Annotated in this window: 15 protein-coding genes; 5 read left to right on the top strand and 10 right to left on the bottom strand. The window is 73.5% G+C overall.

What is annotated here, in order from left to right:
• Window positions 1-4: 4 nt before the first annotated feature.
• From GXP71_RS07360 to GXP71_RS20115, 3 genes are all read right to left on the bottom strand, one after another.
• Window positions 5-550 (bottom strand): hypothetical protein, encoded by a 546-nt coding sequence (locus GXP71_RS07360; RefSeq protein ID WP_162352121.1) that lies wholly within the window; start codon window positions 548-550, stop codon window positions 5-7.
• A gap of 1 nt (window position 551) precedes the next feature.
• Entirely contained in the window at window positions 552-782 is a 231-nt protein-coding gene (locus GXP71_RS07355; RefSeq protein ID WP_162352120.1) for a hypothetical protein, read from the bottom strand.
• Between the two features lie 120 nt (window positions 783-902).
• Window positions 903-1,121, bottom strand: a complete 219-nt coding sequence (locus GXP71_RS20115) for a hypothetical protein (protein WP_202924339.1) — start codon at window positions 1,119-1,121, stop codon at window positions 903-905.
• Window positions 1,122-1,401: 280 nt separating this feature from the next.
• Here GXP71_RS20115 and GXP71_RS20315 point away from each other — a divergent pair, with 280 nt between their 5' ends.
• On the top strand, window positions 1,402-1,581 hold the full coding sequence (locus GXP71_RS20315; protein WP_238402676.1) for a chromosome partitioning protein: 180 nt from the start codon (window positions 1,402-1,404) through the stop codon (window positions 1,579-1,581).
• An 83-nt stretch (window positions 1,582-1,664) separates the two neighbouring features.
• Here the strand turns inward: GXP71_RS20315 and GXP71_RS07340 are convergent, their stop codons facing one another.
• Genes GXP71_RS07340 through GXP71_RS07330 form a run of 3 tightly spaced genes read right to left on the bottom strand, consistent with a single transcriptional unit; the run spans window position 1,665 to window position 3,915 of the window.
• Entirely contained in the window at window positions 1,665-2,741 is a 1,077-nt protein-coding gene (locus GXP71_RS07340) for a glutamate--cysteine ligase (RefSeq protein WP_162354252.1), read from the bottom strand.
• Window positions 2,742-2,797: 56 nt separating this feature from the next.
• Window positions 2,798-3,526, bottom strand: a complete 729-nt coding sequence (locus GXP71_RS07335) for a potassium channel family protein (RefSeq protein WP_238402675.1) — start codon at window positions 3,524-3,526, stop codon at window positions 2,798-2,800.
• 11 nt (window positions 3,527-3,537) lie between these two features.
• Complete coding sequence (locus GXP71_RS07330; RefSeq protein ID WP_162352119.1) at window positions 3,538-3,915, bottom strand: SHOCT domain-containing protein; 378 nt, start codon at window positions 3,913-3,915, stop codon at window positions 3,538-3,540.
• Window positions 3,916-4,131: 216 nt separating this feature from the next.
• On the opposite strand from GXP71_RS07330, the gene GXP71_RS07325 reads away from it, so the two are divergent.
• Together GXP71_RS07325 and GXP71_RS07320 are read left to right on the top strand one after the other, a co-directional pair.
• Window positions 4,132-5,157, top strand: a complete 1,026-nt coding sequence (locus GXP71_RS07325; protein WP_162352118.1) for an iron-containing redox enzyme family protein — start codon at window positions 4,132-4,134, stop codon at window positions 5,155-5,157.
• Window positions 5,154-5,375, top strand: a complete 222-nt coding sequence (locus GXP71_RS07320; RefSeq protein ID WP_168677083.1) for a CDGSH iron-sulfur domain-containing protein — start codon at window positions 5,154-5,156, stop codon at window positions 5,373-5,375. The genes GXP71_RS07325 and GXP71_RS07320 overlap by 4 nt, the downstream gene beginning before the upstream one ends.
• A gap of 30 nt (window positions 5,376-5,405) precedes the next feature.
• On the opposite strand, the gene GXP71_RS07315 is transcribed toward GXP71_RS07320, so the two are convergent.
• The gene (locus tag GXP71_RS07315) at window positions 5,406-6,233 is read right to left on the bottom strand and encodes an alpha/beta fold hydrolase (RefSeq protein WP_162352117.1); all 828 of its coding nucleotides are present in this window, start codon (window positions 6,231-6,233) and stop codon (window positions 5,406-5,408) included.
• A gap of 146 nt (window positions 6,234-6,379) precedes the next feature.
• Here GXP71_RS07315 and GXP71_RS07310 point away from each other — a divergent pair, with 146 nt between their 5' ends.
• Window positions 6,380-7,969 (top strand): MFS transporter, encoded by a 1,590-nt coding sequence (locus GXP71_RS07310; RefSeq protein WP_162352116.1) that lies wholly within the window; start codon window positions 6,380-6,382, stop codon window positions 7,967-7,969.
• A 78-nt stretch (window positions 7,970-8,047) separates the two neighbouring features.
• Here the strand turns inward: GXP71_RS07310 and GXP71_RS07305 are convergent, their stop codons facing one another.
• The 3 genes from GXP71_RS07305 to GXP71_RS07295 all read right to left on the bottom strand — a co-directional run bounded on the left by GXP71_RS07305 (window position 8,048) and on the right by GXP71_RS07295 (window position 9,502).
• Complete coding sequence (locus GXP71_RS07305; RefSeq protein WP_162352115.1) at window positions 8,048-8,365, bottom strand: SHOCT domain-containing protein; 318 nt, start codon at window positions 8,363-8,365, stop codon at window positions 8,048-8,050.
• A 34-nt stretch (window positions 8,366-8,399) separates the two neighbouring features.
• Window positions 8,400-8,846, bottom strand: a complete 447-nt coding sequence (locus tag GXP71_RS07300) for a DUF6325 family protein (protein ID WP_235843455.1) — start codon at window positions 8,844-8,846, stop codon at window positions 8,400-8,402.
• Window positions 8,847-8,980: 134 nt separating this feature from the next.
• The gene (locus GXP71_RS07295; RefSeq protein ID WP_238402674.1) at window positions 8,981-9,502 is read right to left on the bottom strand and encodes a hypothetical protein; all 522 of its coding nucleotides are present in this window, start codon (window positions 9,500-9,502) and stop codon (window positions 8,981-8,983) included.
• 155 nt (window positions 9,503-9,657) lie between these two features.
• On the opposite strand from GXP71_RS07295, the gene GXP71_RS07290 reads away from it, so the two are divergent.
• Complete coding sequence (locus GXP71_RS07290; RefSeq protein WP_162352113.1) at window positions 9,658-12,447, top strand: cation-translocating P-type ATPase; 2,790 nt, start codon at window positions 9,658-9,660, stop codon at window positions 12,445-12,447.
• Window position 12,448: the final 1 nt, after the last annotated feature.

Raw genomic sequence — 12,448 nt, 5'->3', positions numbered from 1 at the left:
CGCGTCAGATCGGCGACGCGTCCGCCGTGACGTCCGGGACCGCGGCCTCGGTCGCCAGCGCGACGGTCCGGACGCGCTCCGCGAGCTCGTCGACCGCGCGCACCTGGTCGTCCGCCTGGGCGCGCAGTGCGACGAGCCGCGCGCGGTCGAGCCGCAGCGTGCCCGACCACACCTCGAGCGTCGCCCACAGGGACCGCTTGCCCGAGATGCCCGAGCGCAGCGCCTCGAGCTCGAGGTGCAGCGACAGCGGCGACTTCGACGTGAGCCGGCCGTTCACCTTGAGGCGCCCGGCGCGCTCCGCCGCGACGGCCGCCACGGGCTTCCACGGCGACAGCCGCACGCCGAGGTGGTCGGCCAGCCCGCGCACGACCCGCCGCTCCTGGCGCAGCTCCTCGAGGAGCCGCAGCAGGACCGGCTCCGCCGACGTGCCCGCGTACCGCTCGACCATCCACCCGACGCGGGAGATCACGCCCGACGCGCCCGTCAGGTGGTCGCTCAGGTAGATCTGCACCAGGCGGAGGTCGACCGGCGGTGTGGTGTGCTGCCCCACGTCAGCGCAGCCGCGACGCGAGGAGCTGCTTGCCCTGCTCGGCGCCCTTGCGGCTCTCGCCCTGAGCCCGGCGGAAGAACTCCGCGAGCTCGGTGTCGCCGTCGCGCTCGGCGTCCTGGGCGTACGTCTCCAGCCGCAGGACGTTGTCGAGGCACGTCTGGGTGAACCACAGGATGTTGTAGTCCTTGTCCTTCGTGCCGGTCAGATGGTCGGACTCCTGCTCGAAGCTCATGGTGCGCACCTCCGCAGCCCCGCCGGGGCGTCGTGGGGTGGGCGGACGGACCGCCCGCGGGCTGCTTCTCCACCCGACGTCCATCGTCGGCCCGGGTGCGGCAGGCCGCGACCGCTGCGGTCAGGACGCGGGGGCCGGCAGGGGGTTCGCGGCCGGCGCGCGGGCGACCGCGACGAGGTTGCCGGCCATCGCGCGGCCGGTCGACGCCGACCAGTCGTGGCCGTGGTCGGTGTCGCGGTAGTCCGGCCCGGGTCCGGGGCCCTGGTTCCCGTACGTCCACGCCCGCGGCGGGACCGTGAACCCGATGTCCCCGAGCCCGCCGACGATCTCGGAGATCACGTGGTGCGCGCCGTCCTCGTTCCCGGTGACGACCGCCCGCGACCTCGTCGTACGCGACGGGCCGGTCCTGGTCGTCGGTCTCGGAGATCATCGCGTCCATGCGCTCGAGCGCGCGCTGCGCCCACGACGACGGGTGGCCGACCCAGGTGGGCGTCGCCACGACGAGGCTCTGCGCGTCGAGGATCTTCGCGCGGCCGTCCCCGGGGCCGGACCGACGGCGTCGGGCACCAGCCCGTGGCGTGCGGGTGCGCGGTGCCGTGCGCGGTGTCACGGTGAGGCGATGAGCGAGAACCTGCCTGACAGCTTCGACCCGAAGCAGCCCGACCTGCCGTCCCTCGGTGCCGACCCGGACCCGCTTCCGCCGGGGCACGAGAGCCAGGCGCCGACGACCGAGCCGCTGAAGGACGACGCGAGCGAGGCCGCCGACTCCGACGACGAGGAGCGCGGCATCCCCGGCTGACGACCGACCGACCGGCACGTGGCCTGCGAGGGCGCGCGCCGGCCCCTCCGAGCCGGTCCCGTTCAGCTCCGTGCCTGTGCCGGTCAGCCGAGCGTGACGTCGGCGGCCCGGCGGACGACGGCGTCGTCGTCGGCACCCTCCGCACGCCACGCGAGCTGCTGCACGGCCCCGTTCCCGCGGCGCAGGACGTCGGCGACGCGTGCCCGGACCCAGTCGAGCTCGCCGCTCTCGACGAGCGCGTCGTGCACGTGGTCGACGAGCTCGGCGACGACGTCGGCGGCGGGCCGCGGCTCGCCGGTGGTGGGGCTCACGAGCTCGCCGGTCGTGCCGGAGCGCGCGGCGCGCCACGTCCAGGACCGCAGGATCTCGGCGCGCACGGGCGCGGGGTCGGGGTCGGTCCGGACCGCGGTCTCCGCGAGCGCCCGGACCAGGACCGCCTGCAGCACCGCGTCCTGCGCGTCGAGGCACACGTCGGCGACGCGGACCTCGACCGTCGGGTAGCGCGCTGAGAGGCGGGCGTCGAAGTAGATCATCCCGTCGTCGAGCGCGGTGCCGGAGCGGAGCAGCTCGGCGATGACCGCGCGGTAGGTCGCGGCGTCGCCGAACGGCGCGGTCGCGCCGGCCGTGGGCCAGCGGCCCCAGACCTGCGAGCGGTAGCTCGCGTACCCGGTGGCGGAGCCGAGCCACGACGGGCTGTTGGCGCTGAGCGCGAGGAGCACCGCGTTCCACGCGCGCAGGTGGTCGATGACGTGCACGCCCTCGTCGTCGTCGGCGACCGCCACGTGCACGTGGCACCCGCACGTGAGCTGCTCGCGGGCCGTCTGGCCGAAGCGGGCCCGGATCTCGTTCGCGCGCCTGTCGGGGATGACGGTCGACTCCACGACGTGCGGCGCGGTGCCCATCGCGGCGATGCGGGCGCCGGCCTGGCGGGCGACCGCGTCGGTCCGGGCGCGGCCGTCACGCACCTGCGCGAGGAGGTCGTCGAGGTCGGTGCACGGGTGCGTCGACACCTCGACCTGCTCCTGCTTGAACTCCTTCTCGAGATCGCCGCCCGGTCGCGGGTCCGACGGCAGGTCGGCCGCGAGCCGCAGCACCGTCGGCGCCACCGCGTACGGCACGCCGTCGGGCGTGACCAGCAGGAACTCCTCTTCGACACCCATGGTTCGCACGCGGCAAGTGTGGGGGAGCGGCCCGTGGCGCGCGCGTCGAGCGGGCGTCAGCGGCCTTCGTCGGCGGCGTCCTCCTCCGCGACCGACTGGCGACGGTAGGACGCGACGAGCCGGGCGACGAGCGTCGCGAGGAAGACCTGGGCCAGCAGCGCCTCGAACGTCGCGACGCCGCGCCCCGCGAAGCTCGCCGCGGTGTAGTCGCCGTAGCCGAGCGTCGTGAGCGTCGTGAACGAGAAGTACTGGAGCGACTGCTGGTCCGCGGGCTGCCCGGCCGCGAAGAAGGGCTCGGGCAGGAGCCACGCGAGCACCCCGAACACGTTGGCGAAGAACAGACCGAGGATGAGGTAGGCGCTCAGCGCGCCGGCGATCGTGCTGAGCGTGACCTCGCGGCGGGTGAGGATCCGCCCGAGGATCGTCACGAGCGTCACGCCCAGCAGGACGCAGAACACGCCGTTGACGACGCCGGTCGCCGTCTCCTCCGGCAGGAGCGTGAGCGACGCGACGGTCGCGACCGCCGACAGCACGAGCACCACGCGGACGGTGAGCCGGAGCCGCGGCCCGGGGCGCGACGTCCGGACCGCGAAGAACAGGGCCCCGAGGTAGCCGAGGACGACGAACCAGCTGGTCCAGGGCTCGGCCGTCAGGACGAACACGAGGTAGACCACGCACAGCAGGGCCAGCACGACCCCGAAGTCGTCCGGGGGCGCGTTCGCGGGCCGCACCACGCGTCGGGTGCGGCCCGCGAACCCGCCCGGCGACGGGCCCCTCCCGTCCATCGCCGGGCGGGTCAGGCGAGCGCCTTGGCCTTCAGCTGCGCGAACTCCTCGGCGCTGATCACGCCCTGGTCGTGCAGCTTCTTGGCGTCGGCGATCGCGCTCGCCGGTGACGTCTGCGCGGTCTGCCGGATGTAGGCGTCGGTCGCCGCCTGGGTCTCCTTGAGCTGCGCCATCTGCCGCTCGGCCATCCCGTGGCCGCGGGCGATGATGTAGATCAGCGCGGTGAGGAAGGGCAGGAAGATCAGCCCGACCACCCACAGGGCCTTGCCCCATCCACCGAGCGACCGGTCGCGGAACAGGTCACCGATGATCTGGAACAGCAGCACCAGGTACATGAAGAAGACGAACCACCACACCAGCAGCCAGAACCAGTCCCAGAACGAATCCATCGCGTGCCTCCTCGGTCCTCGCCGGCGGGTCCCCGGCCAGGTCCACGATCCCGCGACCAGGCGTGCACTTTCCTCACCCGTCGTGGGTGATCGTCGCTGGTCAGAGCGCACGGGCGGGTGAGCGGCTCGCCGTGCGGGGGTCGCTCGCGCGTGTGAGGCTGGAACCTGCTCGACGGCTTCGGAGGTGTGGCCGTGCCCGGCCACCTCGGAGACCCGATGAAGTCGCCCCAGCCCCGCGGCCCGCTCGGCGCGGCCGTCCTCGACGCCCTGACGGCGGCGGCCCCGCGCACGGACGCACCGGCGGACGACCGTCTCGTGCAGGCCGCACGGCGTGCCGTCGAGCGCAGCACCGACCTCCTGACCGACGAGGACGTCCAGCTCACGCTGTTCGTCCTCTACGAGCTGCACTACGCGGGCGTCGAGGGCGTCGACGAGGCGTGGGAGTGGGCGCCGGACCTGCTGCGTGCGCGCGCGGTCCTCGAGGAGGCGTTCGAGCGTGAGCTCCGCGCGCGGGTGACCGTGCCCGACGGCGTGCCGGCCGACCGGCGAGCCGTCGCGGACACGCTGTTCGCGCTGACCGCGCCCACGCCCGGCCCGAGCCTGTCGCGGTACGTCGGCCGGCACGCGACCGACGAGCAGCTGCACGAGCTGCTGGTGCACCGGTCCCTGTACCAGCTCAAGGAGGCCGACCCGCACACGTGGGCGGTGCCGCGTCTCGCGGGTGGCGCGAAGGCCGCGCTCGTCGAGATCCAGGCCGACGAGTACGGCGGTGGCGCCCCTGACCGCATGCACAGCGCGCTGTTCGCCCGCACGATGCAGGGCGTCGGGCTCGAGCCGACCTTCGGCCGGTACGTCGAGGACGTCCCCGCCGTGACGCTCGCCGCGGTCAACGCGATGTCGCTGCTCGGGCTGCACCGCCGGCTGCGCGGCGCCGTCGCCGGGCACCTGGCCGCGTTCGAGATGACGTCGTCGCTGCCGAACCGCCTGTACGGCGACGGCTTCCGGCGGCACGGGTACGGCGACGACGTGACCGAGTACTTCGACGAGCACGTCGAGGCCGACGCGGTGCACGAGCAGATCGCGTGCCGCGACCTGGCCGGCGGCCTCGCGGAGCAGGAGCCCGAGCTCGTGGCGGACATCCTGTTCGGCGCGTGCGTGTGCCTGTTCCTCGACGACCTCGTCGCCGCGCACCTCGTCGGCGCGTGGGAGCGCGGCGAGTCGTCCTTGCGGGTCGCGGCGTGAGCGCCGCCGACGAGCACGGCGCGACGCCCGTGCGCGGGTCGATCGTCGCGTGCCCCGACGGTCCGCTGCTCGTGCGCGGCGACGTGCCCGTGGTCGACGACCGCGGCGAGCCCGTCGTCAAGCACCGGGCGACCGTGGCGCTGTGCCGCTGCGGGGCGTCCGCGATCAAGCCGTGGTGCGACGGGAGCCACAAGGCGATCGGGTTCGAGGCGCCCTGAGGTCGTGACGCCCGCAGGGGCCCCGGGGTGTCAGTCCCGCGGCACCTGCAGCACGCGCGACTCGCCCGGCTCGTCGGGGTCGTCGACGATCGGCACGTCGTCCAGCCACGAGCCGATGACGTGCGCGAGCTCGCCGGGGTGGCTGAAGTTCATGGCGTGCGCCGCGCCGACGATCACCGCGAGCGTCACGTGGTCGGGCGCGAGCCGCGCGACCTCGAACACCCGCCACGGCGGCGGCATCATCGGGTCGCGGCTGCCGATCACCGCGAGCGCGGGCACGTCGAGCCGCAGGATCCGTTCCTGCGACGGGAACCGGACGAGCTCGTCGAAGAGGCGCAGCGTGTTGACCGGTCCGAACCGCAGGTAGTCGGGCACCGCGGTGCGCGCCATCGCCGGGCTCTCGCGGCCCGCGTCCTTGAGCAGCTGCCACAGGCCCCGGACGAACGGCTGGTTGTACATGCCGCCCGCGGGGGAGGCGAGGACCGCGCGGTGCACGCGCTCGGGGGCGACGTGCGCGACCTCCAGCACGACCGGGCAGCCCATCGAGTTGCCGACGAGGACGGCCTGCTCCAGCTCGAGCGCGTCGAGGACCTCGAGCACGGCGTCGGCGAGCGCGGGGATGCCGAGCGTCGACGGCGGGCTCTCGCTGCGCCCGTACCCCGGCAGGTCGGGCACGACGTTCCACGCGCGGTGCGCGAGGCGCTCCGCGGTCGGCAGGAGCGACAGCCCGGAGATCGCGAACCCGTGCACGTGCAGGATCGGCACCGCGCCCTCGACGTGCGGCCCGCACCGCACGAGCACGCGGCGCCCGTCCACGCGGACGGTGCGTTCCGTCCAGCCGGCAGCCAGGTCGACCACGGGCCGATCCTGGCAGGTCGTGCGCCTGCGCGCCCGCGGGCGTTCGCGCGCGGCCGCAGGACCACCCGCCGCGGGTGACGTCCGGGGCCGCGCGGTGGCTGGACGCTGCGAGGGTCCGGACTGGTGCGACGACGGGGTGGCAGACCATGAGCGCAGGAGCGTCACCGTCCGGAGCACCGCTCGACCGCCGCCTCGCGCTCCTGCTCGCGATGGCGATGTTCGTGCTCGTGGTCGACACGTCGCTGATGAACGTGTCGATCTCCGCGGTCGTGCGGGACCTCGACACCACGGTCAGCGGCGTGCAGTCGGCGATCGCGCTCGAGGCGCTCGTCTCCGCGGCGTTCATCCTCATCGGCAGCAAGGTCGGCGACCTCGTCGGGCGCAAGCGCGCGTACGTGGTGGGCCTGCTCGGCTACGCGACCGGCGCGATCGCGATGACGCTCGCGCAGGGGCTCACCGCGATCATCGTGTTCTGGGCGGTCGTCGGCGGGCTCGGTGCGTCGCTCCTGCTGCCGTCGATGCAGTCGCTCATCCACGGCAACTTCAGCGGACCGGCGCAGAAGAAGGTCTACGCGCTCGTCGGGGCGTCGGCGTCGATCGCCGCCGCGGTCGGCCCGCTCCTCGGCGGGTTCATCACGACCTACCTGTCGTGGCGCGTGGCGTTCGCGCTCGAGGCCGTCGTCATCGCCGTCGTGCTCTCGGGCATCCGGCTCGTCAAGGACGTCCCGTACACGGGCGACCGGTCCGTGGACGTCGTCGGCGCCGTGCTGTCCGCGCTCGCGATGGGCGGCATCGTCCTCGGCGTGCTCGTCTGGCAGGAGGGCGGCGAGGCCGTCGGTGCGCTCGTCGGCGTCGGCGCGGTCGCGCTCGTCGTGCTGGTCCGTTGGCTGCTGCGCCGCAAGCGTGCCGGGCGGCCCGTCCTCATCGACCCGGACCTGTTCCGCTCGCCGCTGTTCCGCGTCGGCGTCTCGCAGCAGATGCTCCAGCAGACCGCGCTCGGCGGGCTCATGATCTCCCTGCCGATCTTCCTGCAGATGGTGCTCGAGTACGACGCGATGGCCGCGGGCCTGTCGCTCGCGCCGCTGTCCCTCAGCATGTTCGCGGTCGCGCTGCTCGCCGGGAAGCGTGCGGCCGCGCGCCGCCCGGCCGACCTGGTGCTGGCGGGGTTCGCGCTCGGGGTCGTGGGTGTCGGCGCGCTGATCCCGGTCGTGCCGCGCGCCTCGACCGGCTGGTGGCTGGTCGTCCCGCTCCTCGTCGTCGGGTCGGGCCTCGGCCTGCTCGTGTCGCAGCTCAACAACTACACGCTGTCCCCGATCTCCGAGGAGCGCGTGAGCGAGGCCGCGGGCGTGAACTCCGCGGCCGGGTCGTTCGGCCTGTCGTTCGGCCTCGCGTTCGCCGGCGCCCTCATGCTGGGCGCGCTCGCCGTCGGGTTCACGGCGCAGTCCGACGCGAGCACGGTGCTCAGCAGCGCGCAGCAGGAGCAGGTGTCGCGCGCGCTCGACGACGACGCGCAGCTGATGAGCACGACGCAGCTCACGGAGCTGCTCGCGGACGAGCCGCCGGACGTGCAGGACGAGATCGTCCGCATCAACGACGAGGTCCGTCCGCGCGCGCTGCAGGTCGCGCTCCTGCTGCCGCTCCTCGCCGGGCTGCTCGGGCTCGTCAACGCGCTGCGGATGCGCCGCCTGCCGGACCCGGCGCCGAACAGCGCCGTCGAGGGGGCCGCGTTCGGCTGACGGCCGCTCCCGTCCCGCCACCCACGACCGGCACGACGAAGCCCCCGGCACCCACGCCGGGGGCTTCGTGCGTGGCCGTCACGAGGCGAGGATCTGCGCCTTCTGCACCTCGAACTCAGCCGGGGTCAGCACGCCCTGGTCGCGCAGCTCGGCGAGCTGCTTGAGGTGCGCGATCTTGGTGTCCATGTCCGGACCCTCGGTCTCGGGCGTGGGCGCCGCGACGTACACCGGCTGCGCGTACGTCGGCTGGGCGTAGGCCTGCGGCTCGGCGTAGGCCTGGGGCTGGGCCTGGTCGGCCCAGCGCTGCTGCTGGCGGTGGTGCACGCGTCCGGACACGGCGCTCGCCGTGCCCGCGACGACGGCTGTGCGGGCCACCCCGCGGATCAGTCCTGGCATGGTCTCCTCCTCCGGTTCGTCCGACCTGGGTCCGTCACGCGGCGTCGAGGTCGTCGAGCGCCGCGAGGATCGCCTGCACGGGGATGCGTCCGCTCGCGACGAGCTGTCCGCCGCCGCGTCGCAGCGCGGAGGCGAACGGTGCCGCCCACCGGTTCTCGAAGACGAGGATCCCCGCCGCCGAGCCGTTCTCGAGCGCCTTCGCGGCCTCCGCGACGTCGTCGTCCCCGATGAGGCCCGACGCGGCGCCCTCGAAGAACGAGAGGTCGACCTCGCCCGACGCGGCCTCGTGCAGCTCGAGCGCGTGCACCTCGCCGTCCTCGTCCTTCTCCACGAAGACGAGGTCGAGCACGCGGATGATCCCGCGGTCGACCAGGTCCACCAGCAGCGGGAACGCCGTCCCGTCCAGCTTGTTCCTCGGGAACTCGACGACCAGGTAGTCGATCGGCCCGAGCTCCTCGGTCGTGTCCTCCACGTCGCTCACGTCGTCCTCCTCGTGTCGTGCCCGCTGCGCGCGTGCCGTGGACGCCTCGACGGGTCCACGGGTTCGTCACTCTCGTCGTGCGCCGGCACGCGCACATCACCCGCGGCGGGTGGTAGGCGCGACGGGGGCGGGTGTCAGTGGTGGAGCGAGAGCTTGAGCGCGACCATCGCGAGCCCGAGGAAGGCGGTGAGGACGCTCGCGAGGAACCGCCGCCAGCCCGTGATCCCGCCGCCGCCGGCCATGTTCCAGCCGACGAACCCGAGCAGCGCGACGTTGATGACGAGCGCGATCTCCACGCCGCGCGACGTCTCGACGCCGATCGCGGCCTCCACGAGCAGCACCACGACGGGCACGAGGCACGCCGCGACGAGGGGGAGTCCGTCCTGGACGACCTCGGTGCGCTCGTGCCCGTGCAGCGGGCGGCCCAGCAGCGAGCGCAGCGCGACCCAGTGCGCGTACGTCTCGGCGGCCCAGTACACGAGCAGCGTGCCGACGAGGGCGACCGCCAGGCGCGCGAGCCCGAACGCCTCGGGTGCCGCCGCGAGGACGGAGCCGGTGATGACGAGGCCGTACAGGTGCGACGCGCGCCGCCGGTGCTGCTGCGCGTGCGACAGCGCGCGGACGGCCTGCTCGGGGCGGGTGCTGTCGGTCGTCACAGGGGCAGTCTGCACCCGGCGCCGGGAGGCTTCCCGGTGACGCGGCATCACCTGCGACGAGTGAGGCGACCGACCGGCGCGTCGTCCTAGCGTCGAGCGGAAGGACGAGGCACTGCGGGCCCGGTTCGCGCCGGGTCGACCGAGGGAGGGTGGTCGTGACCCAGTCGACTCAGGCGCCGGCAACGCCCGGCACGTCCGGCAACGACACGCGCTGGTGGGCGCTCACGGCGGAGGAGGTCGCGCGCGCGCTCGGCACCGATCCACGCACCGGCCTGGCCGACGGCGAGGTCGGCATGCGCCAGCGGCAGTACGGCCCGAACACGCTCACCGCACAGGCACCGCCGTCGGTGTGGTCCGTGCTGCTGGTCCAGGTCCGCGACCCGATGAACCTCATGCTCCTGGCCGTCGCGGTCGTGAGCCTCGTCATCGGGCAGTACTCGACCGCGGCGATCGTCGGGTTCCTCGTGCTGCTGAACGTCGTCATCGGGACGCGGCAGGAGATGCAGGCGCGCAAGAGCGTCGACGCGCTCGCGACGATGCAGGAGCCGATGTCGAAGGTGCGGCGCGACGGCGCGGTGTCCCTCGTGCCCGCGCACGAGCTGGTGCCCGGTGACGTGGTCGAGCTCGAGGCGGGCGACATCGTGCCCGCCGACGGGCGGTTGGTCCGCACGGCCACGATGGAGACGCAGGAGGCGGCGCTCACGGGGGAGAGCGCGCCGATCGGCAAGGCGACCGATCCGCTCGCGGACGAGGACGTGCCGCTGGGCGACCGCGCGAACATGGCGTTCCAGAACACCGCGGTCACGCGCGGCACGGGGACGCTGCTCGTCACGGCGACGGGCATGACCACGCAGATCGGCCACATCGCGACGCTCCTGTCGTCGGTCGAGAAGACGAGGTCGCCGCTCCAGCGCGAGCTCGACGCGCTCACCAAGGTGCTCGGCGCGATCGCGTGGTCCGCGGTCGCGCTCATCGTCGTCATCGGCGTCCTGCGCGGCGACCCGATCGGCGACCTGCTCTTCCTCGCGACCGCCGTCGCGATCTCCGCGATCCCGACGGGTCTGCCGACGTTCGTGCAGGCGATGCTCGCGTACGGCGCGAAGCAGCTCGCCGCCGCGAAGGCGATCGTGGCGAACCTGGCGGACGTCGAGACCCTCGGTGCCACGAGCGCGATCAACTCGGACAAGACCGGGACGCTCACGCTCAACGAGATGACCGTGACCGCGCTGTGGCTCGGCGGTCAGCACTACACGGTCGAGGGTGCCGGTTACGCGAAGACGGGCCGGATCCTGTCACCCGCGGGTGCCGCGGTGCCGGACCTCACGCCGCTCGCGTACGGCCTGTGCCTCGCGAGCGACGCGCTCGTGTCCGACGACGGCGCGGTCGTGGGCGACCCGACCGAGGCCGCGCTCGTGGTGCTCGCCGCGAAGCTCGGCGTCGACGCGGAGGAGAGCCGCCGCACGTACCCGCGGATCGCCGAGGTGCCGTTCGACTCGGCGTACAAGTTCATGGCCAGCGCGCACTGGATGCCGTGGCGCGACCAGCCACGCGTGCTCATCGAGGTGGTCAAGGGCGGGCCGGACGTCGTGCTCCAGCGGTGCACGCACGCGCTCGCCGCTCCCGGCCGGTTCGTCGACATCGCCGAGCTGCGGCCCGCGATCGACGCCGAGCAGGACAGGCTCGCGCAGTCCGGCCTGCGCACGCTCGCGTTCGCAGTGCGCATCCTCACGCCGGCCGACGAGGCGGGCATCGTCGCCGACCCGATGGCCTACGTGCAGCAGCTCGTGTTCGTCGGGATGGTCGGCATCATGGACCCGCTGCGGCCGTCCGCGAAGGTCTCCGTCGAGATCGCGCACCGCGCGGGCATCGACGTCCGGATGATCACGGGCGACCACGCCGTCACCGCGTCGGCGATCGGCAACGACCTCGGCCTGCCGCCGGGCGCGATCAGCGGTGCCGAGCTCGCGCGCATGACGGACGACGAGCTGCTCGCGCGGCTGCCCGACCTGCACGTCTTCGGCCGCGTGACGCCCGAGGACAAGCTGCGGCTCGTCCAGCTCATGCAGCAGCAGGGACTCGTCGTCGCGATGACCGGCGACGCCGTCAACGACGCTGCCGCGATCAAGCAGGCCGACATCGGCGTCGCCATGGGGTCCGGCAGCGAGGTCACCAAGCAGGCCGCGCGCCTCGTCCTCACCGACGACAACTTCTCGACCCTCGTGCACGCCGTCGAGCTCGGCCGCAGCATCTACCAGAAGATCACCGCGTACATCCGGTTCCAGATGAGCCAGCTCATCGGGCTCGTCCTGCTGTTCCTGCTCGCGACGATCGCCGACGTGAACGGCGGTGTCGCCCTCACGCCGATGATGGTGCTGTTCCTCAACTTCTTCGTGTGCGTCGCGCCCGTGATCGCGATCATGCTCGACCCCGTCGGGCCGGAGATCATGAGCCGTCCGCCGCGCGACCCGAAGCTCGGCATCGGCAACCGGCGCGCGATCAGCCGGTGGGTCCTGTACGGCGTCGTCCTGTGCCTCGCCACCGCGGTTCCGCTGGTCGCCGGGCCGGACGAGCTGTCCACCGACGAGCCGAGCGCGTCCATGACGATGGCGTTCGTCGTCATGGGGCTCGGGTCGACGCTGTCGGGCCTCGTGCTGCGCCGCGAGCCCGAGTCGGGGCTCCTGCCGCCCGTGCTGTCCGCCGTCAAGGTCCTGACGATCCCCGTGCTGCTCGTCGTCCTCGCCACCGAGCTCGACTTCCTGCAGGGCTGGCTGACGACGCAGTCGCTCACGAGCCCGCAGTGGTTCGCGGCGATCGGCCTCGCTCTGGTGCTGCCCGTCGTCGCCGAGATCGACAAGGCGCTCATGCGCCGCCGTCGTGCGACGCCCGCACCGCTGACCCCTCAGGAGGTGGTCAGCCCGGTGCGGGCGCGCACGACGGACGTGTGAC

It is taken from the genome of Cellulomonas sp. H30R-01, assembly GCF_010119915.1.
Taxonomy (GTDB): Bacteria; Actinomycetota; Actinomycetes; order Actinomycetales; family Cellulomonadaceae; genus Cellulomonas; species Cellulomonas algicola.
The sequence above is the reverse complement of the archived record's forward strand: the minus strand, read 5'-3'. Positions and strand labels throughout refer to the sequence as shown.